The organism is Proteus sp. FME41 (assembly GCF_014897315.1).
GTDB lineage: Bacteria > Pseudomonadota > Gammaproteobacteria > Enterobacterales > Enterobacteriaceae > Proteus.
In genome coordinates this window covers 66,490-92,249 of record NZ_JABUYL010000006.1, presented here as the reverse complement: position 1 = coordinate 92,249, position 25,760 = coordinate 66,490, and the positions used below count along the sequence as shown (strand labels likewise).

At 34.1% G+C, this 25,760-nt stretch carries 29 protein-coding genes; 12 read left to right on the top strand and 17 right to left on the bottom strand.

What is annotated here, in order from left to right:
* Positions 1-4 precede the first annotated feature (4 nt).
* The 9 genes from INT04_RS07555 to INT04_RS07515 are packed head-to-tail and all read right to left on the bottom strand — an operon-like array spanning position 5 to position 9,947.
* On the bottom strand, positions 5-916 hold the full coding sequence (locus INT04_RS07555) for a FliM/FliN family flagellar motor switch protein (RefSeq protein WP_193015541.1): 912 nt from the start codon (positions 914-916) through the stop codon (positions 5-7).
* The gene (locus tag INT04_RS07550) at positions 913-2,133 is read right to left on the bottom strand and encodes a hypothetical protein (RefSeq protein ID WP_193015540.1); all 1,221 of its coding nucleotides are present in this window, start codon (positions 2,131-2,133) and stop codon (positions 913-915) included. Before INT04_RS07550 ends, INT04_RS07555 begins: the two co-directional genes overlap by 4 nt.
* Positions 2,111-2,575: a type III secretion protein gene (locus INT04_RS07545; RefSeq protein ID WP_193015539.1), complete on the bottom strand. Its 465-nt coding sequence runs from the start codon at positions 2,573-2,575 to the stop codon at positions 2,111-2,113. The genes INT04_RS07550 and INT04_RS07545 overlap by 23 nt, the downstream gene beginning before the upstream one ends.
* Entirely contained in the window at positions 2,559-3,860 is a 1,302-nt protein-coding gene (gene sctN, locus INT04_RS07540; RefSeq protein ID WP_193015538.1) for a type III secretion system ATPase SctN, read from the bottom strand. The genes INT04_RS07545 and sctN overlap by 17 nt, the downstream gene beginning before the upstream one ends.
* Before the next feature lie 3 nt (positions 3,861-3,863).
* Positions 3,864-4,277 carry a type III secretion protein gene (locus tag INT04_RS07535; RefSeq protein ID WP_193015537.1) on the bottom strand — a complete coding sequence of 138 codons (414 nt, stop codon included), beginning with the start codon at positions 4,275-4,277 and terminating at the stop codon, positions 3,864-3,866.
* Positions 4,278-4,285: 8 nt separating this feature from the next.
* Positions 4,286-6,391 carry an EscV/YscV/HrcV family type III secretion system export apparatus protein gene (locus INT04_RS07530; RefSeq protein WP_193015536.1) on the bottom strand — a complete coding sequence of 702 codons (2,106 nt, stop codon included), beginning with the start codon at positions 6,389-6,391 and terminating at the stop codon, positions 4,286-4,288.
* Positions 6,392-6,417: 26 nt separating this feature from the next.
* Complete coding sequence (gene sctW / locus INT04_RS07525; RefSeq protein WP_193015535.1) at positions 6,418-7,491, bottom strand: type III secretion system gatekeeper subunit SctW; 1,074 nt, start codon at positions 7,489-7,491, stop codon at positions 6,418-6,420.
* 4 nt (positions 7,492-7,495) lie between these two features.
* Positions 7,496-9,208 carry a type III secretion system outer membrane ring subunit SctC gene (gene sctC, locus INT04_RS07520; protein ID WP_193015534.1) on the bottom strand — a complete coding sequence of 571 codons (1,713 nt, stop codon included), beginning with the start codon at positions 9,206-9,208 and terminating at the stop codon, positions 7,496-7,498.
* Complete coding sequence (locus INT04_RS07515; protein WP_193015533.1) at positions 9,192-9,947, bottom strand: helix-turn-helix domain-containing protein; 756 nt, start codon at positions 9,945-9,947, stop codon at positions 9,192-9,194. Before INT04_RS07515 ends, sctC begins: the two co-directional genes overlap by 17 nt.
* Before the next feature lie 290 nt (positions 9,948-10,237).
* Here INT04_RS07515 and INT04_RS07510 point away from each other — a divergent pair, with 290 nt between their 5' ends.
* The 7 genes from INT04_RS07510 to INT04_RS07480 are packed head-to-tail and all read left to right on the top strand — an operon-like array spanning position 10,238 to position 14,322.
* A complete protein-coding gene (locus INT04_RS07510; protein ID WP_193015532.1) occupies positions 10,238-11,314 on the top strand; it encodes a hypothetical protein in 1,077 nt (358 codons plus the stop codon).
* Between the two features lie 43 nt (positions 11,315-11,357).
* A complete protein-coding gene (gene sctF / locus INT04_RS07505; protein WP_193015531.1) occupies positions 11,358-11,612 on the top strand; it encodes a type III secretion system needle filament subunit SctF in 255 nt (84 codons plus the stop codon).
* A 23-nt stretch (positions 11,613-11,635) separates the two neighbouring features.
* The gene (gene sctI / locus INT04_RS07500; RefSeq protein ID WP_193015530.1) at positions 11,636-11,920 is read left to right on the top strand and encodes a type III secretion system inner rod subunit SctI; all 285 of its coding nucleotides are present in this window, start codon (positions 11,636-11,638) and stop codon (positions 11,918-11,920) included.
* A 2-nt stretch (positions 11,921-11,922) separates the two neighbouring features.
* Entirely contained in the window at positions 11,923-12,684 is a 762-nt protein-coding gene (sctJ, locus tag INT04_RS07495) for a type III secretion system inner membrane ring lipoprotein SctJ (protein ID WP_193015529.1), read from the top strand.
* Positions 12,665-13,228, top strand: coding sequence for a type III secretion protein (locus INT04_RS07490; RefSeq protein ID WP_193015528.1), 564 nt, complete (start codon positions 12,665-12,667; stop codon positions 13,226-13,228). The genes sctJ and INT04_RS07490 overlap by 20 nt, the downstream gene beginning before the upstream one ends.
* The gene (locus INT04_RS07485) at positions 13,209-13,901 is read left to right on the top strand and encodes a type III secretion protein (RefSeq protein ID WP_193015527.1); all 693 of its coding nucleotides are present in this window, start codon (positions 13,209-13,211) and stop codon (positions 13,899-13,901) included. The genes INT04_RS07490 and INT04_RS07485 overlap by 20 nt, the downstream gene beginning before the upstream one ends.
* Complete coding sequence (locus tag INT04_RS07480; protein ID WP_193015526.1) at positions 13,891-14,322, top strand: hypothetical protein; 432 nt, start codon at positions 13,891-13,893, stop codon at positions 14,320-14,322. Before INT04_RS07485 ends, INT04_RS07480 begins: the two co-directional genes overlap by 11 nt.
* Here INT04_RS07480 and soxR read toward each other — a convergent pair whose 3' ends face one another.
* On the bottom strand, positions 14,323-14,772 hold the full coding sequence (soxR, locus tag INT04_RS07475) for a redox-sensitive transcriptional activator SoxR (protein WP_006536309.1): 450 nt from the start codon (positions 14,770-14,772) through the stop codon (positions 14,323-14,325).
* A 109-nt stretch (positions 14,773-14,881) separates the two neighbouring features.
* On the opposite strand from soxR, the gene INT04_RS07470 reads away from it, so the two are divergent.
* From INT04_RS07470 to INT04_RS07450, 5 genes are all read left to right on the top strand, one after another.
* Entirely contained in the window at positions 14,882-15,304 is a 423-nt protein-coding gene (locus INT04_RS07470) for a DoxX family protein (protein WP_193015525.1), read from the top strand.
* 44 nt (positions 15,305-15,348) lie between these two features.
* Positions 15,349-16,455: an efflux RND transporter periplasmic adaptor subunit gene (locus tag INT04_RS07465; protein WP_193015524.1), complete on the top strand. Its 1,107-nt coding sequence runs from the start codon at positions 15,349-15,351 to the stop codon at positions 16,453-16,455.
* Between the two features lie 12 nt (positions 16,456-16,467).
* Entirely contained in the window at positions 16,468-19,545 is a 3,078-nt protein-coding gene (locus INT04_RS07460) for a MexW/MexI family multidrug efflux RND transporter permease subunit (protein ID WP_193015523.1), read from the top strand.
* Between the two features lie 191 nt (positions 19,546-19,736).
* Positions 19,737-20,111, top strand: coding sequence for a type II toxin-antitoxin system RelE/ParE family toxin (locus INT04_RS07455; protein WP_193015522.1), 375 nt, complete (start codon positions 19,737-19,739; stop codon positions 20,109-20,111).
* Positions 20,083-20,382 (top strand): helix-turn-helix domain-containing protein, encoded by a 300-nt coding sequence (locus INT04_RS07450; protein WP_193015521.1) that lies wholly within the window; start codon positions 20,083-20,085, stop codon positions 20,380-20,382. The genes INT04_RS07455 and INT04_RS07450 overlap by 29 nt, the downstream gene beginning before the upstream one ends.
* A gap of 92 nt (positions 20,383-20,474) precedes the next feature.
* On the opposite strand, the gene INT04_RS07445 is transcribed toward INT04_RS07450, so the two are convergent.
* The 7 genes from INT04_RS07445 to cutD form a co-directional block, all read right to left on the bottom strand.
* On the bottom strand, positions 20,475-21,797 hold the full coding sequence (locus tag INT04_RS07445) for a protein-tyrosine phosphatase family protein (protein WP_193015520.1): 1,323 nt from the start codon (positions 21,795-21,797) through the stop codon (positions 20,475-20,477).
* Positions 21,798-21,974: 177 nt separating this feature from the next.
* Positions 21,975-22,301, bottom strand: a complete 327-nt coding sequence (locus INT04_RS07440) for a DMT family transporter (RefSeq protein ID WP_109408420.1) — start codon at positions 22,299-22,301, stop codon at positions 21,975-21,977.
* Positions 22,302-22,368: 67 nt separating this feature from the next.
* Entirely contained in the window at positions 22,369-22,785 is a 417-nt protein-coding gene (locus INT04_RS07435; protein WP_193015519.1) for a DMT family transporter, read from the bottom strand.
* A gap of 35 nt (positions 22,786-22,820) precedes the next feature.
* Positions 22,821-23,525 (bottom strand): hypothetical protein, encoded by a 705-nt coding sequence (locus INT04_RS07430; protein WP_193015518.1) that lies wholly within the window; start codon positions 23,523-23,525, stop codon positions 22,821-22,823.
* Positions 23,526-23,542: 17 nt separating this feature from the next.
* The gene (locus INT04_RS07425; protein ID WP_193015517.1) at positions 23,543-24,187 is read right to left on the bottom strand and encodes a phosphate propanoyltransferase; all 645 of its coding nucleotides are present in this window, start codon (positions 24,185-24,187) and stop codon (positions 23,543-23,545) included.
* A complete protein-coding gene (locus INT04_RS07420; RefSeq protein WP_193015516.1) occupies positions 24,184-24,711 on the bottom strand; it encodes a BMC domain-containing protein in 528 nt (175 codons plus the stop codon). The genes INT04_RS07425 and INT04_RS07420 overlap by 4 nt, the downstream gene beginning before the upstream one ends.
* Positions 24,712-24,724: 13 nt before the next feature.
* Positions 24,725-25,675, bottom strand: a complete 951-nt coding sequence (gene cutD, locus INT04_RS07415; RefSeq protein WP_193015515.1) for a choline TMA-lyase-activating enzyme — start codon at positions 25,673-25,675, stop codon at positions 24,725-24,727.
* Positions 25,676-25,760 lie beyond the last annotated feature (85 nt).

Genomic DNA, 25,760 nt, shown 5'->3' with positions numbered 1-25,760 from the left:
AGACTTAATCTTGCTGTAAATAGGAATGTTGAATTTCTACAGCTAATCGCTCATCGACTTTAATAAGTTCCCCTTGAGCAATAGCAACACCATTAGCCACTAAGGTGATATGTCGTAACGCATTATCCGGTAAATTAATTTGTTGCCCTGGTGACAACGCTTCAATTTGTTCGAGAGGTAATGCCTGACTTGCAAGTAAAAAAGAAATAGTAATAGGAATAGCTTTAATCGCCTTCAATTCTATATTTTCTTGTAATGTTATATCTTCTGTTGATTCTTCTTTTATTATTTCATTGGTAAATAATTTTTCATCTAAAACCACGGCATTTTCTCCTTCTTGCCACTGATAACGCATCCATTTTTTTTCACCAATAATAAGTGAAAAATCAATGCTATCAATTAGCATTATATCGCCCAAAGAGACTGTTTTTAATAATGAAAGTGACAGAGTACTATTACCAAGTTGAAACTGAGCTATCGCATTAATTTTATTTTTTGGTGACAATGTCCATCTATAATATTTTTTAAAAGAACAAATAAATATGTTACCTATTGTCGTATTAACCACTGGATAGCTAACTTTTTCTTGTTCTCCTAAACAGATATTATCTATTGTTAATGGCATCGGATCTTTCGAAAAAGGAAACAATAATTGTGAACATTTCTGTGAAAAAAGAATATGAAGGTAAGCTTCTGGAACGCGCTCCCAATCAATTTTTTTTTCAGAATATAGCATGTCCATTACTTGATTAACTGAAACAAGCCCTGTAAATGAACCTACTGTATTTTGACCTTTTATCTTAAAATAATAGGCCGAAGAAATTGGTAATTGAGATAAATATAATGAAGATAGAATTCTCATTGAATCACTCTCTTTATCATCATTAATATTATTTTTAAGGTCTAACATTCTCATTTTTCATCTTCGTTATTATCAGAATGATCAATTTTATTAATATGCCAACGAGTATTGTCATTTTCTAATGAAAGAGATAACCGTCCTTGATATTGATTAAAATTTTCTAAAGAGGATTGATAAACTCGCCCAGTAGAAGCAATCAGTTGGATCTTTCTATCTGTATCAAAATTCATTTTTATTTGATGAAGTTCACTTCCCCATTTTTTAAAAACATAAGTCATACTAGGGGGTTGAGTCAGTGTTGAAATGTGTTTATGCAATAGACTTAATGCTGGTATATCAATAAGCGTTTTATTAAATAACAATTCTGGTATTGTTTTTTGATACTCTGGCTTGATACTGTTAAAAATAGATATATCAGTTATCTCTTCTTTTATTTTTTCTTTATGCCCTTTTTCTATATTAACATTTTGTTTTTTAAGATTAAAAAATAGATCTTTATTATCTATTTTTTGACTATTTGAATATTTTCCATTTATTATTAAATCATGTTCAATATTTATAGAACTATTTTCACTATTTGATTTTCTCTTCACTTTTTTTAATAATAATTTATTTTCAACGATACTCTCTACTCTTTTATAAGGATCGTTTTTATTTACTTTTCTATTCTCATCACTCTCTAAAATTTTACTGTCTTGATATTTTCTCTCTATTTTTTCTACTCTAGGATTAACCTTATTATCTTTCCTTATCGTACCTAACTCATTTATCTTTATATCATCCCCCCCCCTAATATCATGAATATTAATATTTTTCCCATCATCTAGTTGAAAGCCTTTTGTTAGCTTTAATTTATTTTCAGTAGAAATGGATATTTTTTGACTTCCGTTATTAGAGAGTGATTTTCTTTCTATTTTATCCTTATTTACGTGGTGACAAATTTGTGAATATATTTTTCTTTGAGTTAACAACAACCCTTCTATATTTAAGCAGTCATATTCTTCATCTTTATCCTTTTTATCTTTTGATTTTATTTTTAGATTATGTTTTGAATCAATATTTTTATCATGTTCAAGATTATAAAAATCGGCTAATTTTTGTTTTATCTTACTGACATCCTCAGTTAATAAATCATTTTTCTCAATATTTGATAACCCTACATTAGCAGAAAGTAGTAATGATTTTTTAGAAAAAATAGTTTTATTTTCACTATTTTGATCACTCGTTAAAATTTTATTCAATCTAAAATCATCCATCTTTATGGATATCATACAATACTATCTCCTGTATTTCATTTTGCTCTAATCTTTCAAGGTATAACTCTTTTTCTAATGTTTTTCTTTCAAGATAAAGCTTTATTTTATTTTGTTTTTTGACAGCAACTTCTCTTTCTTTTTGTAGAATTAAACTGTTTTTTTTTAATTTTTCTAATTGATATTCAATTTCCTTTATTTGAGTAATCGAAGTATTCAATAAAGCTAAAATAATTGCTTGTTTACGCTTTTGTTGGTTTAAAGACAGTCTTGAATAAGTTCCTACCTTTTCATATGAAGGGATCTCTTTTTCTAAAGCTGAGGCTAATAATACGTGTTCTTCCTTCTTATTTTCTGCCTCTTTTATTAATTTTTGACATTTTTGTTGTTTTCTTTCTATTCTTTGTTGACGCTTAGCGATAGTATTTATCAATATTTGTTGATTAAGAGGTAAGCGCATTAAGTTGATTCAATGTTTGTTGAAATTCGGATTTTTCTTTGAATGACTGAATAAGAAAACTGTCTATTGCCGATTTTTTATTTACCGCAATATCATTTAATTCATTTTCACCTACACGATATTCACCCAATTCTTGTAATAATTTAATGTCTTGTAAGCGCATCAATATTTGCCTTATTTTTAATGCTGCCTTTTGATGCTCAATATCCGTAATTTGTTGAAAAATTCGGCTCACACTGCCTAAGATATCAATTGCAGGGTAATGGCCTGAAGCCGCTATTTTTCGTGAAAGGTAAATATGCCCATCAAGAATAGAACGAATTTCTTCACCTATCGCATCTGGCTCATCATCACTTTCAAGCAAAATAGTATAAAACGCTGTAATTGAACCTTTATGAGTTACCCCAGGTCTTTCTAAAATAGCGGGTAATTTATCAAAGACAGAAGCAGGATAGCCTTTACGAACAGGCAGTTCTCCTGCTGTAAAAGCAACATCCCTTAACGCGCGGCAATAACGTGTCATTGAATCAATAAATAACACAACATTTTTGCCTTGCTCTCTGAAATATTCAGCAACCGTAGTGGCAACTAATGCGGCATTACAGCGTTCTATCGCAGGTTGATCCGACGTTGAACAAATTAATACCGTTTTTTCGCATCGTTTGTCTTTTTTTAACTCTTCGACAAACTCTGTTACTTCACGACCTCTTTCACCAATGAGGCCAATAACAAAAATATCAGCCTGAGAGAAGCGAATAAACATATTCATCAACATTGTTTTACCCGTCCCTGCACTGGCGAAGATCCCCATTCGTTGGCCCAATCCACAACTTAATAATCCATCAACAGCACGAACACCTGATTCAAATCTCGTTGTAATAGGCCGTCGTTCACTAAATGAGGGAGGATGACCATCAATAGGTAAATATGAATAAAAATTTTCTTCTACCCCTTTTTTATTACTAAAACGCAATAAATAATTACCTTTAATATCAATCATACTCCCGAGAACGTTAGGGCTTAAAGCAACTGAGAAAGCATTACCTGTTGGTACTACGATTATTTGCAAAGAATAACCTTGGGAACTCCCCATCATACTTAAAATTGTAATACCATTACGAAAACCTATTACAATGGCTTCGCCAATAATTTGGCCATTAATAATGGAATCTTTTAATAAACAAATTTCTCCAATAAATACATCACGCAACATAACCTCAAGAATATTACCTTGTATTCGTATAGGGTTAGCCGCGTGATGAAATATTGAAAATACGTTATTCATTATTTAACCGATAAACTGTTGATGAATACTATTCATCATTTGAAAATATTCATCTATCGCTTTAGCCATGGATTCGCCGTTTTGTAAAGCCATAGGCATAAATGAAGCCCGCAGTTCTAACTCAGATTCGACTTTCACCAAAGCCGGTTGACCTGGATAAAAGCTTTCTGATTGGTTATTAATACTATTTATTAATAATGAAGCACTACATTGTGATAATAAATTTTCATTATATTCACCTAATACAGACCAAATCATAGGAACTTCATCAACTACTAATAAATTTATATCAGGCATATCACCCAAACTAATTTTTATTGTTGAATGGTTATCAACAGATTTTCCTTCTGAAAATAAATCATTCCGACCAATTACATTCATAGCATCCATAATTAAACTTGCTAGATCAAAAGACATAATCTCTCCTAAATAGATTGTAGAACGTTAATTTCAATATCTGATGTAATTTCATCATAAGACAACACAGATAATTGTGGATATTGTGTTTCTATTAGTTTCTTAACAAACCGCCTTATATCTATTGCGGTTAAAAAAACATAATCTTCAATATATTTAATTTCATCAATAGCTGTAGATATTTTCTCTATTATCATATCAAGCTCAGCCGGTTCTAAATTTAAAAATGTTCCAGAAGAACTTTGTCTTATTCCACCACGAATTATCTCTTCTACGTTATGAGATAAAATAATTACATTAAATTTTCCATCATTTGAAAAAAAATAACTAATATAACGTGAAAGTAAAGATCGAATATGTTCTGTTAAAAGGATAGGATCTTTTTCTTTACTTCCCCATTGTACTAATCCACCTATAATTGTTTTTATATTTCTAATCGGAATTTTTTCTTGAACGAGGCGTTGTAAAACATCATTGATCCGTTGGATAGAAACTTGTCTATAACACTCTTTTAAAAGTTCTGGTGAATTTTCTTCTATTTTATCAAGTATATTTTTTGTTTCTTGTATTCCAAGAAACTCAACAATGTTTAATGTTATCAAGTTGGAAAATTTTCTATAAAAATAAGCTTCTGATAATTCTAATTTGTAACCTAGCAATTCTAATTTTTCTTTATAACTTTGATTGACCCAATAATATTTATTATCACCATCTTGAGTTTCTATTACTTTAAAATCTAAAGAAAAAAATTCATCAGTAGGATTTTTAATATGAACAAATGGAAAAGGACAATCAAACTCATCAGCCTTAACTTCATTTATTAAAATGATAATTTTGTTATCCTCAATTCTATCTGAATAGTGAATAACAATATCTGGAAGTAATACACCATATTGTAAGATAAATTCTTTTTTTAACCATTTATCAAAAACTAACTTTGTTAAATAACCTTTTTTCTTAGCAGAGATAGTAATAATTAAAGGTAATGTTTCTGCTTGAGATAACGTAATATTTTCTGTTAATAAGCTATTTTCATTTTCTAACTCATTTTTATTAGAAAATAGATTTGAAATAATCCCTTTTTTACCGTCAGGATCTGAAGACTCGCCTTCACTTTCATCTTTCCCATGTTCTAGGGAGCTTTCTTTTTTCTTATTATTCCATTGTTTTTTAAAGAAATATCCACCTAGAATTATAGATAATATAAGAAAAACAGGGGTTGGAAATCCAGGTAAAAAGCCAATAACAAAAGCAAGAATAGCAGTCACTAAAATAGCAAAATCTTGAGCGAGTAACTCATTCATAATACTAAAACCGAGATTATTATTCTCGCCACCAACACGAGTTACAATAAAACCGGCACTAATAGAAATTAGTAATGCAGGAATTTGAGCAACAAGCCCATCACCAATTGTTAAAAGTGTATAAGTATGTAACGCCTGTGTAATTGAGAGATCCATTTGCGCCATGCCAACAGAAATTCCTCCGATTAAATTAACAAAAATAATCACAATACCAGCAATTGCATCACCTTTAATAAACTTCATTGCACCATCAAAAGAGCCATATAATTGGCTTTCCTGCCCTAATTCTTTTCTTCTAATTTTCACTTCTTCGTTATTAATAATGCCTGATTTTAAGTCAGCATCGATACTCATTTGTTTTCCCGGCATTCCATCCAAAGAAAAACGAGCAGCAACCTCTGCAACCCGCTCTGAGCCTTTAGTAATAACTAAAAATTGCACGATAGTAACAATAGAAAAAACAACAAAACCAACGACTAAGTTTTCACCGATAACAAACTCACCAAACGAGGTAATTATCTCACCTGCATCTGCATCTAATAAGATTAATCGGCTGGTACTAATAGAAAGAGCAAGCCTAAAAAGTGTCGTAATCAGTAATAGTGCAGGAAAGGTCATAAAGTTCAATATACGAGTAATATAAAATGAACTCATAAAAATAAGTAAAGAAATAGTAATATTGAGTCCAATAAGAAAGTCTACAATATAGGTTGGCAACGGTATAATTAACATCATAATAACCAAGATCATAACCGATAATACGATTAACTCTGGTCTATTTTTTATTGCCAAAAGAAATCTATAAATCATAGAAATTATCCATAAATATTTTTTGTTTATTTTCTTTGTTGATATTGTTCTAATCTAAGATAATTATCTATAAATTTTTGTATAATTATTTGACACTCATCTCTAAAATCATAAGATAAATATAATGTTTCAGGATATTGATTAAACATTGTTTTTAATCCTTGTAATATTTTCATTTTTATATTGACTAAATAATGAGCCCATTCATCCACCAAAAGAGATATTAAATATTTTTCCATATCCTCTGGAAATGTCATTCCATAAAAAATCAATTGATAAAGATCCTTTTCGGTTATTGTATTTTTTAATTCTTCTTTATCTAATTTATTTATGTTTGTCTCTATAAAACTATATAAAACACGTAGCTTATTAACTCGTTCAAGAAAATAACCAAATTCATAACTTTGAGCACAACTTGGTGCCAATGATTGCATATCACAAATTAAGCTTTGGGTTAAAAAGCTTAAAATAATAGTACATTGTTTAATATCATATTCTTCTATCCACATTTTAAAAAAATAGATAGGTTCGAGATCAAGATTAATATAACTACGATAAAGGCTTCTTAATGTCGATGCATCGAGAGAAAGTAATTTTGCAAATGTTTTGGCTTGCAGCGCAATATTAATACCTGCTTTTATTTGCTTTCCATTCTCGCCTTCAAGTAAACGATTTATCTCATTTTCAATGCCAGCATCTAATTGTGCCCCTAATTTTTTCTTCCTGAGTAATTCTCGTAAAACCATCACAAGATCACTTTCATCAGGGAACATTTTACGTAAATATTGGAGCAATTCTTGCAAACTTCGTCCTGATTTTCTAAATAACATCATGACTTTATCAAGTTTTCTATCAGCCCCCTCTTCTGCAATATATAATACCCCCTCTCCTCTATTTGTTTTTTTATCTAATGATTGCCCGAACCGTTGAGAAAACAGAGTGGCAACCATAGACATATCATCAGATATTTCTATTAATTGATTTTGATAGTTTTGGTTTTCAGTTACTTTAGGTTGTTTATATTCTGTTTCTTGCTGGTTTTTTTTACCAATATTATTATTTACTAAGTTTGTAGTAGAGGTATTAATTGGCCCAATCATGATATCACCCCATAAAGGCCTGAAGTTGTTTCAATGCCTGAGATGTTTTTTTATCAATCGGCTCAAATGGATTTTCAGTTAAAGATCCTAAAGACTCACTCTCTGCTTTTTCTAATAAACGAGGCTGCAACATAAAAATACGGATCATTTTTTTATTATTGTCAGACTGATAACTAAATGCTCGACCAATAAAAGGTATCGCACTTAAAAAAGGAACTTTACTTTCAGCTGTCACATTATCTTCGCGTGTATATCCACCGATTAATAAGCTTCCACCTTCCGAAACACGAGCAACCGTACTAATATTTGTGCGGTTAATAACGGGTAATTTTTCAACACTTTCATCATTACCGTTATCCTCTTTTTTTTCTGCACCATCTTCAAGATTAATGATCATCTCAATATCTTTATTTGAGTTACCAATACGAGGTAATACACTAATCATCGTGCCAAATGTTGTTGATTCTAATGAAGCGACACGCTCACCTTTTATTTGTGTATAAAAGGTCGTGTTATTATCAAAAATAGCAGGGGTATTTTCTTGTGTTAACAAAATAGGGCGAGACACCATTTGTGCTTCGCCATCCTCACTCAATGCTTTAATTTTACCTAAAAAGTTAAAACCAGATGCTGCACTTAAACTTGCTGTATTAAAAAAGAATGTATTCTTACCAGAACCATAACTTGCCTGCCAATTAACACCCAAACTATCGGCTTTACTTTTGGAAATATCGATTATCCATAATGACAATTCAACTTGTCTTTTAGGTTTATCTAATTGAGCAATAAGTGAACCAATCAGCGCTAAACCTTCTCGACTCGTTTTGACTAAAAGGCTATTTGAACCTGGCAGTGGTACTAATTCGACGTCATATTGCCCTATTTTAGTTATAACTGGGGTATTAGCTTCTTGATAACTATTTATCACATCATCATCTTGCTGTTCGCTGTTATTCTCTTCTCCCTTCAGAGAACCCATGGATGTTTTTTTTATTCCATCAGTGGTCATAAACAACTGTTGTAACACAGAGGTAATACCCGGTAAAACGACCTTTTCATCACGTAGAGAGTAAGTTCTATCTTGTACAAAAGTATTTTTTAATGGGAATATTTGTACAAATTTATCACCATAGCGAGAACTTCCTGTCGGTATTTGGCTATTGATATTCTCATTAATTTGCTCTTGTACATCATTATCCAAAAACTCAGCGGCGGCTGTAACTAATTTGATATAAATAGGGGGGCCAGAGATATAAAAAGTACGTTGATCACGCCCTGCACGTAATGGATAACGTGAGTCATACAACCCCACATCTTGTAAGTATTCTTTAAGCGCTGTGATGCCTATATTACTTACCTGAAACAGCTCTTGTGAAATTTCACTACTTTCATAAATATAAATAGCTTTTCCATCATTGAAATAAAGTAATGACAGCCGTTTCACCATTAATTCAAAGGCATCTTCGGGTGAAGAAAGATCAAAATTGCCAGTTATCCTCTCCTTTTTGACGGCATTACTCAGAATAAATGGTTTGTTTAATTTATCTGACAACACAAAAAAGAATTGCTCAACTCGAGTATCAACGGCAATAAACATATCGGGTTTTTTCACCTGATGTGTATAAATGACTTTCCCTTCTGTTGCCTGTACTTGTAAAGCAATGCTGTAACACAATATTAGCCCAACAATACAATAAATTTTATTTCTTATTTTCATAGAGATGATTACCAATTCGGCGAAATTCTGTCGGTGTAATACCAAATAATGTCTTAATTTCATTAGAAAAATGAGACGCTGAACTAAATCCATTATCGACTGCAATTTGTGTTAATGATTCATCTGTTGATAGTGTGGTTAAAATTGAAGACGCGGCACGCCATGAACGTAGCTGACTTTTTCCACAATTACCTAAATAACGTTTACAGAGTCGTCTAAAATGCGTACCTGATACGCCATATCGTTCTCCAATCTGCGCAATATTGCTTTTCTTCTCATCTAAATAACTAATGAGATGCAAAATAAGCCAATAGCTTTCACTGTGTCTTATCGTGACGAAAAGCGCATCTAATTGACTTTCTGTTTTTATGGCTTCATTAATTAATACATATTCGAATGATTTATTTGTATCTTCTATATAAAAAATCTGTTGATTAATATCAAATTCAGATCCTATTGCTGTCATTTTTGAAAAATCACGAGCATAATCAATGAATGCTAATAATCTAGCACAGATAAAAAAGGATCTTTTTTCAATACGCCATGATTGGTTTTCAGACTGAAAAATAACATCTTCATTTTTAGAGTTATAAATAAACGCTTTTCCTTTTATGATTTTAGTTGTTTTTTCATCATATATCTTTACTGGGTAATCATCCTTTAATGGAACACAAAAAAACAATGAATTCCCCATTAATATATTTTTATCACCACTTATTTTTATATCATTTATTAACATAGTTAATACCTTATTATGTATTCATTCATTAATTAAATAAATTTCAGAAACTGTTAGTCAGTGTATTTTAATATTTTAGCCTTATATGATATTACAATAATATCACCTATAATTAACTATAAAGATGAATAGTGAAAATTTTCTGTTTATTATTTAAAAAATCATAATAATATATTAACACTTATTATCAAATAAAAAACATGTACTTTTTTTTAAAAGAAATTTTATTATTAATTCATTAAACTACATTTATCTCATGAATTAATAAAATTTTTATTAGGCTAACTCTAATGCTGTATTATATTTATATTCTTAGTGGTCCATTAAAAAACACTATATTGCCATTAGCTCCTAACCATTATGTCTTCTTTCTGTATAATAATGAGTATAGTGAAATAGAAAAAAACGATGATAAAACAACTATTTATATTCCTTGCAATAAAAATGAAGATAAAAAAAAGCTCTCTATTATACTTAATGAAGAGAACAGAGAAAATAATAAATATAAAATTGAAAGCAGTGTAATCCCCAAAGAGATTGGTAAAGAATATCCTTTACCCATTAACAAACCAATTTATCTTAATGATATTCCAGCATTTTTAATCAGTGACAAGAGTGATTTACCCTTTCATTCTCTTGATTTTAAACAAAGGAAGAAGAGAAAAACAATAACTAAAAGAAACCTAATATCATTATTTTTAATATTTCTATTATTTATTGCTTTATTTTTATATATAGAGATGCCAATAGAAAAAAAAGAAGCCTCTATTGTATCAAAAAGTTTAAATTTTAAAGGATTTAAAGGAAATAATGGGTATTATTGCATTTATGATGATTTATACCCTAAAGTAAGAATAAAAAATGAATTAGAAACCAATAACCTCTATATTGATATAGAAAAAATAAAATCACTATCTATTGAAAACAATAAGAAAATCACACATATAACGCTCAAAGATAAAAATAAACCTATAATTACTTTTCTCTATCATAATGAAAATGAAAGGTTAAAAATTATAGATAATATCAATAATGTTTTTTCAAAAGATTGCCAACCCATTATTAAAGAAGTATCAATACCTTATATTATTAAGGATATAAATAAATTTGAGTTTACACAAACTATTGGTTATACCATTGAGGAGAAAAACAATGGAGTCATGTTTATTTTTGATGATGAGATTAATAATAAAAATAAAATGATGCTTGATAGTTATATAAAAAAACAAACTGCTATTTTTGGAAGAAAATTTATCTCTTATCGTGAAAATAGACAGGTTCCTATACTGAAAAACAAAGCAATCTTACAAGAAGATCGTGGATACATTTTTCTTGACAGCCAACATCGTTATTTTCCTCAAGGATAATAATGATATTACTATTTTAGACTCAATCTTAAAGGAATAAATTATGCCAGCTTATCCTGTTGCTGATGATGTCAGTTCTATCGATAAAATTGATGATTATTTTCAAGAACCCGTTAAAAACCAAAGTGACGCATTAAAAGCCGCATTAGATGCCTTAAAAGCTGATACCTCTAATGCAGCGGCCTTAGCCGATTATCAAGCAAAACTCGCTGAATACAATATTACCCGTAATGCACAATCGACCTCGATTAAAGTCGTTAAAGATTTAGCAATGAGCATTATTGGAAATATGCGTTAGTTCTTATTTAATGGAGAATGTATATGGCGATTATGCCCGTTGTTCCTGTTCATTTAGCAATATTGCCAAATGAAAAAAGTACAAGTGATGAAAACATGTCGGCAATGCTGATAAACAGCATTTCCAGTGGTTTTCAATATGAAAAACAGATCCAAGACAAGTTAACCACATTAGGTAAACTGAGTGATATTCAAAGTTATACTGAGCTACAAACAACACTGAACGACTACACAATTACGATGAATTTAGCGAGTACCTTGGCAAGAAAATCCCTAAATATTGTTGAAACCTTACTTAAGGCTCAATAGTAATGAAAACGCGATATCTTTTACTGGTATTATTATTGGGTCTGATTCCGTTATTGAGTGGTTGTAAAGATCAATCACTACTTACTAATTTAGATCAAAGACAAACAACCGAAATTCAAGCCATTTTACAAAAACATCAAATAACCAGTACACGTACTGCATTAGGCAAAGGGTTATTTGATGTTGCTGTCAAAAAAGAAGATATGGGTATTGCGATTCAAATTTTAGAGGAGTATCAATTACCCACACTTTCTCGTATTGAAGTTACTCAACTGTTTCCCTCCGATGCATTAGTTTCATCACCTCAAGCCGAAAAAGCACGATTAATTTCAGCGATTGAGCAACGCTTAGAGCAATCATTGCTCACGATTGACCACATTATTGATGCAAGAGTACATATTAGTTATCAGTTATCCCCGACTGAACGTGTTATTCCACCTCCTCATGCTTCAGCGTTAGTTTTTTATGAAGATAGCCAACTCGATAATGATCAGCTCAGTGAAGATATTCGTGCTTTTCTTCATAATGCCTTTAACGATATGGATGAAAATAATATTACTGTTTTACTCTACCCTAGAAATATCAATAAATTCAATGTATTAAATAATCAAACTCATTCAGGTAATCCTCATTTATTCCTAACTCCTTGGCTACTTCTCGGTTTATTCTGTCTGTTTGTTATTGCTATTATTACAGCTTTTTTCATCATTTATCGACGTAAAAAAATACACGCTGTGGAGAGTAATGATGAATCCAACACCTGAGCAGTTTGAACTAATTTCTAGTGTGATGTATGAACCATTAAGTTACATTCATACAGATTACAGCGTCTTGGCCTCAAAAGAAGATAATACCGTATGGCAAAAATTAGCTAATCGTGAATTAATTCAGCAATACCAATTTATTAATAAACTCGACTGTAATATTGATCATGTGGTAGAGAAAATTTTCACACATTGGGAATTACTTCCTCGCTGTGCTTTATTCCTTGGTTATTTCTATTCTCGACAAGCACTTCTATTATCAGACAATTACTACCAGCTTGAGCCACCTTTAAAATCATTTTTATCTCTTTACCCTGTCATAAATATTGATAAAGAGACAACACTTTCATTAAAAGATATCGAACCAATAAGCATTGGTTATCAATTATTGTTTAATTTTATCACTTCAATTTCAATGGCACTTTCTCAGCGTTTTACATTACTTTTTGCGCCACAATCATCAACTATTGTCTTACCTAAATCGCTAATATTATCTCGTTCACTTTTTCTTCTGGTATTAGATTATGCTGCGCTCACTGCCTGAAAACCTCTTAACATATACCCTTGAAGGTATATTGATCCGCGCTCGCTATGTCCGACAGTTTGATAAGATCCACAAAGCTGAAATAGCCGCCAAACACGCAACAAAAAAAATGCTCCGAGATTTTACTGACAAATTAGAAGTGCATCATAAGGAGGTAATAAATCATGCATATAGTGATGGATTACAGGCATTGCTAGGCGATATCTTAAGGTTTTCTGCGCAGTACCAAGAAAAATTAACGCAATATGAGTTTAAACAACGAGAGCAAATAACGACAACGCTTGCTCAGCTTTTTGAATCACCCGAAATACAAAGTAAACTGGTACAACGTTTACTTGCAACGACGCCTTCTGAAAAAAAAATAACATTAGAAATTCCAGCGACATTACATCGCTATCTCGAAAAAGAACTTAATAATCCCAATATTGAATTGATAACGCATAACAGCAAAAAAATCGCGCTTCATGCAGGCGATCAAGTCACCTTTTTTGATCCAGCACTTTTAATAAATGATCTAAAAAATCAATTTCACTCGCCTTTTTCTGAACGCGGTAAAACTGTTTTTACTCAAGAAATTAAAGAAACTCTCATTAAATTTATTAATACGTTTGATGTATTGGAAGATATTCCCTCACAATTAGAGATGCCAAGCGAGGATAATCATGAAGATTGATGCCTTAAAACCACCAGCGGTATCTGAACCGCAATCTCATTCATCGACCTCAAAGCGCTTTACGAATCAAAAGGGAGATCCTTTAATGACGACATTAAACCCGACTTTTTATCAACATTTAAAAACGTCCCGCATTGATAATGCTAAAGACGTATTGGCGTTATTAAATCAGTTTGATGTCAAAAATGAGGGTAATCAAACCTTAAAAGAAAAACGTCAAGTTACACTATTAATCTATGCTCGACAGGAAAGTGAATTAGAAAATAGCGAGAATAAAGATGTTATTAATCAGGCATTAATTTCACTTCTTTCTTATCAAGGTTTTTATCATCAATTTACGCTCGATTTATTAGGTATAACTGATAACCAAGAAACCTACGAAGGCTTTTTTAAACCTGATAGTGCATCATTTACATTTTAATTATAGGATCTGAGGCCCAGCCCCTTTTTCACCTAAAATATCATCAGGATTACGTAACGGACAATCACTCAATGATAAACAGCCACAACCAATGCAGTGATCCAGCCCATTACGTAACCGTTTAAGTCTACGAATGCGTTCATCTAGTCGCACTTTCCAATCTGTTGATATTTCGTGCCATTGTTCTGCTGTTAATTTACTATTTGGCGGATATTTTCCCAATATTTCCTGAATTTCTTTTAACGGAATACCCGTACTTTGCGCTGCTTTGATAATGGCCACATAGCGCAATACAACAGGTGGGTAACGGCGCTGATTACCTGCACTTCGATAGCTTTCAATTAACCCTTTTTCCTCATAAAAATGAAGCGTTGAAATCGCAACACCACTGCGTTTTGCCACTTCACCTACCGTAAGTGCTCTATTGAAATCTATTTTTTCTTTTTTCATCTTTTCCTCTTGACCTCAACTTAACCTGAGGTTTTATAGTCCTCTCCTCAAATTAAGTCAAGCCAGTGGGATGCTGGCTTCTGTTTTTAAGATTGTTGAGGTCAGATGAATGCCAAATTCAATTGCACGTATTCTCGAAAGTCGCTCTTTATGGTTTATCGCCAGATTACTTATTCTTGTTTTATTTCTTTCTTCTGGCTTTGCCAAAGTTTTTGATTACAAGAATAGTTTGGCTGAAATGCGTGCAGCGGGATTGGATCCAGATTGGTTCTTTAATATTGCCACAGCGATCGTCTTATTTTGTGGCTCACTTTTAGTGCTTTTTGATCGCTATCTATGGCTAGGTGCTGGCGCTTTAGCTGTCTTTTTATTTTTAACTATTGTGATTGTTCATACCTTTTGGGATATGACGGGAGATAAAGCCATGCTGTCGATGTTTTTTGCAGTAGAACATTTAGCAGTTATTGGTGGATTAATAACCACAGCAATGGCAAGTCATTTCAGAGCGTTATGGCGAAAAAATAACGCATAAAACCATAAAAATAGAAAAACATTCACTATGGGATCAACAATAATATGAATAAAAAACTTACTCTTACTGTGTGTGCCTCACTCTTTTTACTCAGTGCAGGTGCAATGGTTTATGCAACAACGTCATCTGATGAAGATGCCACACAGCAATTTGCTTATCCTCCCACTAAAGTGGCATTAGCCACCGTACAATCATCAAAATTACCTAACAATATGCAAGGTGTTGGTGAATTAGAAGCAGCACGCCAAGTTTATTTAGCTGCTGAAACCAATGGTCGTATTGCCGTAATTAATTTTGAGTCAGGACAAACGGTTAAAGCCGGTCAAGTTTTAGCTAAGTTAAATGATGAACCCGAACAAGCGGAATTATTACGTTTACAAGCACAATTAACTAACGCGGATAAACTCTACTCCCGTACAAGACAGCTTTATAGTAAAAATGTCGCAGCCGCTGCGCAATTAGACAGTACATTATCTGAGCGCGATATGATTGCCGCATCCATTCGTGAAGTGAAAGCGCGAATTGCACAGAAAGCAATAAAAGCGCCTTTTGATGGTATTGTCGGGATAAAACTTGTTCATGAAGGACAGTACCTTACTGCCGGTGAACGTGTGGCATCTTTAGTCGATGCGAGTCATTTAAAACTCAACTTTTCACTTGATGAGCAAGCTGCTCCCAAAATTTCCACAAAACAGCCCATTAATATCGAAGTTGATGCTTACCCAGATATGGTCTTTACCGGTTCTATTAATGCTGTCGATCCTCTTATTGGTCCTTCTCGTACTGTACAAGTACAAGCTGTTTTACCGAATACCGATAACAAATTAAAAGCGGGCATGTTTGCTCGTGTTCAAGTTACTTCTCCAGACAGTCCTATGGTGCTAACCGTACCAGAAACCGCAGTCACTTATACTGCTTATGGAGATACCGTGTTTGTAGCGCAGTCTGACAATCAAAAAAACCTTATCGCTAAGCGTGTCTCTGTGAAAGTTGGATTGCGCTACAACGGCCTGATTGAGATAAAAGAAGGCTTAGCCCTTGGTGATCACATTGTCTCGTCCGGTCAAATTAAATTAAGTGATGGCATCTCAATTGAGCCTATTGAGCAAGACACGTTAACCCTAGCTCAATCTGCGACAACGAAACCATAACGGGAGTTAATGATGAAGTTTACCGATATTTTTGTTCGGCGACCTGTTTTGGCATTAGTTGTTAGCACGCTGATCCTTTTACTGGGCGCATTTGCGTTCAGTAAACTGCCTATTCGCCAATATCCAATGCTACAAAACTCAACAATCACGATTGCAACAGATTATCCTGGCGCTTCGTCTGAGCTTATGCAGGGATTTGTTACTCAACCCATTACACAAGCCGTTTCCTCTGTTGAAGGCGTTGATTATATTTCCTCATCTTCGGTACAGGGTAGAAGCTTAGTCACTGTAAGGATGGAGCTAAACCGTGACCCTACTCAAGCCTTAACACAAGTGATGGCGAAGGTTAATCAGGTGCGTTATAAGCTACCTGAACAAGCGTATGATCCCGTAATTGAGCTTTCATCAGGTGAATCTACGGCGGTGGCTTATGTGGGTTTTTCAAGTGAACAACTTTCTATTCCTGAGCTAACAGACTATCTTTCTCGCGTTGTTGAACCGATGTTTTCATCCATTAATGGCGTTGCTAAGGTGCAAGTCTTTGGTGGACAACAACTAGCCATGCGCTTGTGGTTAGATACCGATAAGCTAGCAGGGCGTAACTTAACAGCCAGTGATGTCGCTGATGCGGTACGCCGTAATAACTACCAAGCTGCGCCTGGCAAAGTTGAAGGTGAGTTTGTTATTGCTAACGTTTATGTGAACACCGATTTAACTAATGTCGAAGAATTTAAAGACATGGTTATCAGTAATGATGGCAATAATCTCATACGTCTACGAGATATTGGTACTGTTGAGCTTGGTGCGGCCGCAACAGAAACCAGCGGTATTATGAACGGTAAAAAAGCCGTATTTTTAGGTTTATTTCCGACACCGACAGGGAATCCATTAGTCATTGTCGATGGTATTCGCGACCATCTTGCTGATATTCAAAAAACATTACCTCCCAGCGTCGAAGTGGAGCTTGCGTTTGAAACCTCACGTTTTATCAAAGCCTCGATTAACCAAGTGGTACAAACGTTAATTGAAGCGATTTTAATTGTTATCGCAGTGATTTATCTCTGTTTAGGATCATTCCGTTCCGTTCTTATTCCTGTGCTTGCCATTCCGTTATCAATGTTAGGTGCTGCCGGATTAATGCTTGCTTTTGGTTTTAGTATTAACTTACTCACCTTACTCGCAATGGTTTTAGCCATTGGGCTTGTAGTGGATGATGCCATTGTTGTGGTTGAAAACGTCCATCGACATATTGAAGAAGGCTTATCTCCGGTTCAAGCCGCATTAGTGGGTGCTAGAGAAGTTGCTGGCCCTGTTATTGCAATGACAATTACATTAGCCGCTGTTTATGCCCCGATTGGTTTAATGGCGGGATTAACAGGCGCATTATTTAAAGAATTTGCCATAACGCTGGCAGGTAGTGTGATTGTGTCTGGAATTGTGGCATTAACCTTATCACCGGTGATGAGCTCATTAATGCTAAAGCCGAAAGAAAATGAAGGCAAAATGGCTAAAATGGCAGAATTTGTCTTTGATAAGATGGCACTCTACTATGGTTATGTGCTTAATTTTTCTTTAGCTAATCGTTGGTTAACCGTTATTTTTGCCCTAGCCGTATTTATTAGCTTGCCGTTTTTATATGGTCAAACAAAACAAGAATTGGCGCCTTCAGAAGATCAAGCCAGTGTTTTAACTGCCGTAAAAGCACCACAACATGCAAATCTTGCCTATGCTGAACGCTTTAATCAGAAGCTTGATGATATTTATATGAGCCTACCTGAAACAGACAGCACATGGATAATTAACGGTACTGATGGCCCGTCAGCTAGCTTTGGTGGTGTTAACTTTGATGGTTGGAATTTACGTGATCGCAACGCAGATCAAATTCAAGCTGACTTACAAAACCGCGTCAATAATGTTGAGGGAACGAGTATTTTTGCTTTCCAATTAGCCTCTTTACCCGGCTCTGTGGGTGGATTACCTGTGCAAATGGTATTACGCAGTCCATTAGGTTATCCCGTTTTATTTGAAACGATGGAGCAAATCAAGCAACAAGCCAGAGAAAGCGGTCTGTTTGTCGTGGTAGACAGTGATTTAGATTACAACAACCCCGTTGTTCAAGTAGCCATAGACCGAGCTAAAGCCAATAGTTTAGGTATTCGTATGCAAGATATTGGTGAATCACTCTCACTATTAGTGGGTGAGCACTATATTAACCGCTTTGGTATGGATGGTCGCTCTTATGACGTTATTCCACAAAGTGTACGACATCAGCGCTTAACACCCGCAGCGCTTGCAGGGCACTATATTCGCACTCAAGATAATGTCTTGATCCCATTATCGACTGTTGTGAATATTACAACGCAAGTTGAACCTAATAAACTGACTCAGTTTAATCAACAAAACGCCGCTATCTTCCAAGCGATCCCCGCACCTGGTGTCACGATGGGGCAAGCCGTTGCATTTCTTGAAACCGTAGCAGATTCGTTACCCGCTGGCTTTAGCCATGATTGGCAATCCGACTCTCGCCAATTTACTCAAGAAGGAAATACCTTAGTCTTTGCCTTTATTGCCGCGCTTATCATTATTTACTTAGTGTTAGCTGCGCAATATGAAAGCTTAGTCGACCCTTTGATTATCTTAATTACCGTACCGTTATCAATTTGTGGTGCATTAGTCCCATTAGCGTTAGGTATGGTGACACTCAATATCTATACCCAAATTGGTTTAGTCACGTTGATAGGACTGATTAGTAAGCACGGAATTTTAATGGTGGAATTTGCCAATGAGTTGCAAATTCATAAAAATCTAAACCGTCGCGATGCCATTATTGAAGCGGCAAAAATTCGCTTACGCCCTGTTTTAATGACAACAGCAGCAATGGTTATTGGCCTTATTCCCCTATTATTTGCCAGTGGTGCAGGCGCTAATAGTCGCTATGGATTAGGGCTAATTATTGTATCAGGTATGTTAGTCGGCACGCTATTTACCCTGTTTGTGTTGCCCACAATGTACAGTTTCTTAGCCAGAAACCATCAAATCAGCGCCCAAACTGAGCGACAAAAACAGTTGCAGCAAGTCCGTGAGCAGTAAATCTAAAAACAAAAAGCAATTATAAGTAGTCATATCGTAAAACCCATCCCCATTGTGAATGCAATGGGGATTTTATTTATTAATGGGAATACTTTGAAAAATAAACCCTATCTTGCTACTCTGACGAGTATTGAAATATAAGCTGTAGCTTATTACCCTAAAAATAAGCTATAACTTATATGAGGTGAACTGTGTGGAATGTATTATTTACAAATAATTTCGATTCTTGGTTATTAGAACAAAGCAGCGAGTTACAAGAACGAATTTTAGCAGCCTTACAGAATCTAGCTGTTTATGGACCTAGGTTACCAAGGCCACATGCTGATAACATCAAAGGCTCAAAATATCCCAATATGAAAGAGCTCCGGATACAACACACAGGAAAACCTATACGAATATTTTTTGCGTTTGATCCAACTAGAAACGCTATTGTGCTATGTGCAGGAAATAAAACTAACAATAAGAAATTTTATCAAACGATGATCCATATAGCGGATCGCGAATTTACCTCATATCTATTATCAATGAGAAAAGACAATGAAAACACTTCAACAAGCTATCGCTGAACGTTCTCCTGAAAGCCAAGAACGTATAAAAAAAATGGCTGATGAATTGATACTAGAAACAGGGCTACAAATCTTAAGAGAAGAATTAAATATTTCACAAAAAGAATTGGCTACTCATCTAGGAATTACTCAACCCGCAATTACCCAAATAGAACAAAGAGGTAATGATCTAAAACTGACAACATTAAAACGCTATGTTGAAGCTTTAGGCGGTAAACTTAGCTTAACGATTGAATTACCTACTGGTGAAGATCGTGTATTTCACCTGTAAATTTATAGAAATAATAAGCAGTCATATCGTAAAACCCCATCCCCATTGTGAATGCAATGGGGATTTTATTTATAGCCATTTTTGAACAACCATTATCTCATTTTAATATCATCATTGAGCAAAGGGATATTATTATTTATTGCATATTTAACGAGTTCAGCAATTTGTTCTGGTTGATAAAGTGCACTAACACTGCGTTTTTCTCTTAGATCAGAGATGATATTTTCTAAGCTTTTTCCTTTTGTATTTCCTGTTTCTAGCATTTTAATCATTTCTATTAAAGCAATAAATTCCCCTGTTCTTCCTAACCCGGCAAGGCAATGGACAACTATATTTTCTTTCGTTGGCTTTATTTTTAAATTGCCACCAATAACATCAATTGTATTTCTTAATTTAGTTGCATCTATTCCTGTATGATCTTTCCAATCATAAACATGCACAAATTTTATATTTTTAGTTTCATTACTACTATTCTTAGCCATGGATTGAACATAAGCTTTACAAGACAAAGTCGGTTTATCTTTATCTCCTTCCCTTACCATCCATTTTTCAGTCAGTTTTGTTTTTATATCATCTAACCCTAAATTTTCTTTAAAATATTTAAACCCTTCATTTTCAAAATCACCTCTATTATATTCACGACCAAGCTTAGAGAGATCTTTTTTAATATCATCATTCGATGCTAAAACATAAACTGTATCTATATCATTATCAAATAGCATATTGAAATAATTATTTAAATTCTCTTTGTTATTCAATGGATATTGAGATGCAATAGTCATATTAGGTGAATTATAAGAGCTAACATTATTTGCAGGTAATACTACCTCACCTATTTTGATTAAAGTCTCTTTACGATATTCTAGTTGATTGCTATATCTAGAATTTTCAACTGATTGATAATCATTGTAGTTATATTTTAAACAATTTAGATTATTAAATAACTTTGTAGCTTTTTCATTATATTTATCTGTATTAATACATTTTTTAACAGCCTCTAAAAAATTCTTTCTGTTTTCACTTAACTTTATATCTTCATTAGATTGAGAAATATTAAATTTAGGTATATTTAGAACTGCACGATTATGTCTAGAAGGTAAATTATTATTAGTTCCTATGTTCTCTACTTTTTCTAGTAATATAGAAAATTCTAAAATACTGGCAGATGAACTATATATTGGTGAGCCAATTGGTGGTTTAGGTGGTAATACAGGTAACGCTGAAATACGAGCAAAAGGAGTATATATTGGTGAGCCTGCTGGCGGTTTAGGTAGTAATATTGGCTTAGTTTCTTTACTTGTATTTTCAATACGGATTATATCAGATTGAATATTCCCTTTTCCCTCATTATATGTTTTTGATAAGTTTACAACTGTCGAGGACGGCGCATTTTGGTTAACAGGTGATAAAATCATAACTATTTCCTTAAAAATAAAAACCGTATTATCTTGTTAGGAAATGAGTGGATATATAAAAAAATCACCCTTATAAAAGGGAGTTTATTTTAAACAAACGAAATACCGATAGTGTTTAATCACCTATCGGTATTTTAATTAAAAAGGTCAAATCACGATCTAATTTATAAAGTTAGCTTACATGGTAGAGAATGTATTCATAATTATCCCACCAGAGATAATTAATGCCATCGAAAATATGGCTGGTAAGTCTGGTTTTTGCTTATATAACACCATAGCTACTAGCGTCACACCCACAATACCAAATCCACACCACAATGAATAAGCAACGCCAACAGGGATATATCCCATTGCGCGCGTTAATGCGAAATAACAAATACAGTAAGCCGCAATAACTAAAACAGAAGGGGCTAATTTACTAAAGCCATTGGTTTTTTTAATCATTGATGTACCAGTGATTTCAGAACCAATAGACAACGCCAGCCATAAGAATCCGGTAAACATAATTGTTATCCTTATTTATTCTAATAAAGTACTTATTTATTAAAAATAGATTTATTATAAAATAGATTTATTTATTCACTGACGAGGCAGTTTGTTTAATATTCAGCGTTTCCGTTGTCTCTTCTTCCTCTTCTTCAGAGCCCATTTTCGAGAAGAGATTCATGATCACAATACCACTGGCAATAACCGCCATCCCTATCATTGCTGCCGTATCAGGCTGTTGACCATAAAAGAACATACCTAAAGAAGACACGACTAAAATCCCTGTGCCTGACCATGTTGCATAAGCTAAGCCCACTGGAATATTTTTTACTGCACGTGATAATGAGTAATAACAAATAACATAAAGAACAACAATTAAACCTAATAATAATGTTTTGGTTGTACCTTCACTATTATCAAACATTTTTAAGGTAGAGGTTGCTGAGGTTTCTGAAATAATAACCGCCAGCATCCAAAGCCATGATTTAGCTTTTGGTGACATAATAAGACTCCTGAGTTATCAGATATAATTTAATATTAATTTTTTAAGCTTTTTAAATATTCAATAGCAGAATCCGTCAATTTATCTTGTGATAAACGATATTCTCCAGGCTTATTCATTACTTCGTTTAACGTAATATAGCGATTATTATTCTCTTTTTTTATTTCAGGATGACATTCAGATTTTACTTTAAGACTAATATCATTATTAACTAAATAACTTTCTATTTCATTGATGGAATAGAAAAAAACACCTAATGATGTTAATCGATTAATATTTTCCTGAATAAGCAGGTTGTACTCTTTATTTTTATTTACACCTAAAATCTCATTTAATTCACTTTCTGGTTGGCAAAAATAGGGTAATGCCATAACAGGGATATTTTGAGCCAGTGCAGAATGAATTAACTGTCCTTCTTCACTGATAAATAATCCATTAATAATTTCACCCATCAGCTTTTTATCGAAATAGGGAACAAACAAAACACGATAAGAAGATAAGGTATTAATATCAAACTCATCTACTTTATACATATCGCCTAGATGACGCCATTTCGACAAATCATGGCACGTTTGCGCTGGTGTTGTGACAAAAAGAGAAAATCGAATATGAGAAAAAGTGTTGATACGTTGATAAATTTCATCTTGATATCCTGGTGCAGGGGTAAGTGCTAACAACACCGACTTTTTCATTCTTCTTTCTATTTCAGTAACAATCCTTTCGATTAACTGATTGTCCATTACGTCACCTCATTACTTTAGCTGACAATAAATACACTATCATTATTACGAAGCCCAGCGGCATTGGCTTCATCCGTATCAATATGAAATTCCAGTGAAAATTTCTCACTAACACGAACAACGACTTCATCAAAAATCAAGCTACGCTCACCTTCTGTTTTTACATGCACCTTTTGTCCATTGGTGACGTTTAACATTCTGGCGTCAATTTCACTCATATGAATATGGCGTTGAGCGCAAATCACTTGCTCTTTTAATTCAACATGACCTGCAGGCCCCATTAAAACCGCATTGCCAGAACCCGCTAAATCCCCCGATTCACGCACAGGTGCTTTTACACCTAATGCAAAACAGTCAGCTTTTGAAATTTCTAATTGGCTTTGTGGACGAACCGGTCCTAAAACACGAACTTTACTGATCGAGCCTTTAGATCCCACGACAATCACACACTCTTTTGCTGCAAATTGACCTGGTTGTTTAAGATCTTTAAAGGGAGTGAGTTGGTAGCCCTTACCAAATAACGCTTCAACATCTTGCTGTGAAAGATGCACATGACGATTAGAGATACCAACCGGGATTGCCATTCCTTGACTCTCTCTCAACATCACACCATGAGCAGGTAAGCGAGAGAGAATTTTTCCCATGAGTTGTTGATTAATCATTGTTTTTTACCTTTACGACCTTCTGGCTTGATCTCTTTTTTACTGTTTTGTGCTTTATCTGTCACTGCTTGAGTTTCAGAAGCCACGTTATGCGCTAGAGGATCAGCGATATCTTTTGCAATCTCACCGTTATCAGCAACTTTTTCTTCTACTTTTTCAGCCATATTTGTAGCGGTTGTTTCAATAACAACTGTTTGAGTTTCTGTCATAACGGGCGGTACGGCTTTAGCCATTATTGGCGCTTTCTTCTGATGTTTAACTGTCAGTAATTTTGCAATAACGCTCGGTTCGGGTCTTGCAATCACCAACGAACCAATCACTAATTCTTTCTGACTAACAACTTCAACACCATGATCAATCGCCGTTTTTACTGCACTGATTTCACCTTGAAAACAGACTGATACCAACCCAGAACCTACTTTTCGGTACCCGATAATTTCTACATTTGCCGCTTTACAGGCTGCATCTGCGGCTTGAATTGCGGCAGTTAACCCTCGCGTTTCAATTACACCTAAACTGTTCATCTTTATCTCCTACTTAGTGACGGACAAGACGGATATCGAAATCAAACGTCTTAAAGAAGGTTTCCAAACTGTCTAACTCTTCTGGCGTATAACTTGGATCGTTCTTCATTGGATAGATCATTTCCAATTTTTCGTATTTATTACGTCCAAATTGGTGATAAGGAAGAATATCAATACGCTGAATATGGCCGCGTTTTGATAGCGCCATGGCGTAATGGATCGCCTCTGTTATCGCATCATAAGAGTCGTTATAACCGCGAACTAAAGGCATACGGATCACTACGTTTGCACCCAGTTCCATCAATCTTTCTAGATTACGACGGACATTCTCATTACCGACCCCAAACAACGCTTTATGCTGATTGGTATCAATGTGTTTGATATCAATAAGAAATTGATCAACGACTTCCGCTAATTTTTCATAATTCGCCACGTTCGTGGTTGCTTGTGTCTCTACAGCGGTATTGATCATCATCTTTTTACATTCTCGTAAAAGCGCAACCGCAAAATCAGTTTGTAAACTCATTTCACCGCCACCGATTGTGACGCCGCCACCTGAAGAGATGTAAAAATCATAATCTTGCATGATGATTTTCATTAACTCAGAGACAGAAACATCTTTTCCCATAATATCAAGAGCATCTGAGATACAGACTTCTTCACATTTACGACAACCAATACAATCAACAGCGCGATCAACACGATGAACTTGTTTACCGCTTTCATTGGTTGTCATGTAATGCACACCCGCCGGACAAACATCAACACATTTACCGCAATCCACACATTTGTCGTGAGAGTACATCACTTGAAATTCACTGCTGAGACCTTCTGGATTTGAACACCAAGGGCAGCGGATATTACAGCCTTTCAAGAAAACGAGAGTACGAATACCATCACCATCATAAATAGAGTATTTCTGGATATTAAATATCCGCCCTCTTATTTCTGCCGCCGTCTCCATCTTTACGCCTCCAAATCTGCATCAAACATCCTTGTTCGATAAATTTAATTCTTATTTTGTCGATAAGAAGGGACAGCACGGCCAT

Coding starts and splice junctions, on each gene's coding strand:
- INT04_RS07440 (WP_109408420.1), bottom strand. CDS start 22,301: ATGTTTACCGGATTCTTATGGCTGGCGTTGTCTATTGGTTCTGAAATC.
- INT04_RS07485 (WP_193015527.1), top strand. CDS start 13,209: ATGCTGCGCTCACTGCCTGAAAACCTCTTAACATATACCCTTGAAGGT.
- INT04_RS07420 (WP_193015516.1), bottom strand. CDS start 24,711: ATGAACAGTTTAGGTGTAATTGAAACGCGAGGGTTAACTGCCGCAATT.
- INT04_RS07490 (WP_193015528.1), top strand. CDS start 12,665: ATGATGAATCCAACACCTGAGCAGTTTGAACTAATTTCTAGTGTGATG.
- INT04_RS07515 (WP_193015533.1), bottom strand. CDS start 9,947: ATGTTAATAAATGATATAAAAATAAGTGGTGATAAAAATATATTAATG.
- INT04_RS07435 (WP_193015519.1), bottom strand. CDS start 22,785: ATGTCACCAAAAGCTAAATCATGGCTTTGGATGCTGGCGGTTATTATT.
- INT04_RS07545 (WP_193015539.1), bottom strand. CDS start 2,575: ATGCGCTTACCTCTTAATCAACAAATATTGATAAATACTATCGCTAAG.
- soxR (WP_006536309.1), bottom strand. CDS start 14,772: ATGAAAAAAGAAAAAATAGATTTCAATAGAGCACTTACGGTAGGTGAA.
- INT04_RS07470 (WP_193015525.1), top strand. CDS start 14,882: ATGCCAAATTCAATTGCACGTATTCTCGAAAGTCGCTCTTTATGGTTT.
- INT04_RS07480 (WP_193015526.1), top strand. CDS start 13,891: ATGAAGATTGATGCCTTAAAACCACCAGCGGTATCTGAACCGCAATCT.
- INT04_RS07535 (WP_193015537.1), bottom strand. CDS start 4,277: ATGTCTTTTGATCTAGCAAGTTTAATTATGGATGCTATGAATGTAATT.
- sctI (WP_193015530.1), top strand. CDS start 11,636: ATGGCGATTATGCCCGTTGTTCCTGTTCATTTAGCAATATTGCCAAAT.
- INT04_RS07425 (WP_193015517.1), bottom strand. CDS start 24,187: ATGATTAATCAACAACTCATGGGAAAAATTCTCTCTCGCTTACCTGCT.
- sctN (WP_193015538.1), bottom strand. CDS start 3,860: ATGAATAACGTATTTTCAATATTTCATCACGCGGCTAACCCTATACGA.
- INT04_RS07555 (WP_193015541.1), bottom strand. CDS start 916: ATGAGAATGTTAGACCTTAAAAATAATATTAATGATGATAAAGAGAGT.
- INT04_RS07550 (WP_193015540.1), bottom strand. CDS start 2,133: ATGATATCCATAAAGATGGATGATTTTAGATTGAATAAAATTTTAACG.
- sctC (WP_193015534.1), bottom strand. CDS start 9,208: ATGAAAATAAGAAATAAAATTTATTGTATTGTTGGGCTAATATTGTGT.
- cutD (WP_193015515.1), bottom strand. CDS start 25,675: ATGGAGACGGCGGCAGAAATAAGAGGGCGGATATTTAATATCCAGAAA.
- INT04_RS07530 (WP_193015536.1), bottom strand. CDS start 6,391: ATGATTTATAGATTTCTTTTGGCAATAAAAAATAGACCAGAGTTAATC.
- INT04_RS07430 (WP_193015518.1), bottom strand. CDS start 23,525: ATGGACAATCAGTTAATCGAAAGGATTGTTACTGAAATAGAAAGAAGA.
- INT04_RS07445 (WP_193015520.1), bottom strand. CDS start 21,797: ATGATTTTATCACCTGTTAACCAAAATGCGCCGTCCTCGACAGTTGTA.
- INT04_RS07510 (WP_193015532.1), top strand. CDS start 10,238: ATGCTGTATTATATTTATATTCTTAGTGGTCCATTAAAAAACACTATA.
- sctW (WP_193015535.1), bottom strand. CDS start 7,491: ATGATTGGGCCAATTAATACCTCTACTACAAACTTAGTAAATAATAAT.
- sctJ (WP_193015529.1), top strand. CDS start 11,923: ATGAAAACGCGATATCTTTTACTGGTATTATTATTGGGTCTGATTCCG.
- INT04_RS07460 (WP_193015523.1), top strand. CDS start 16,468: ATGAAGTTTACCGATATTTTTGTTCGGCGACCTGTTTTGGCATTAGTT.
- INT04_RS07450 (WP_193015521.1), top strand. CDS start 20,083: ATGAAAACACTTCAACAAGCTATCGCTGAACGTTCTCCTGAAAGCCAA.
- sctF (WP_193015531.1), top strand. CDS start 11,358: ATGCCAGCTTATCCTGTTGCTGATGATGTCAGTTCTATCGATAAAATT.
- INT04_RS07465 (WP_193015524.1), top strand. CDS start 15,349: ATGAATAAAAAACTTACTCTTACTGTGTGTGCCTCACTCTTTTTACTC.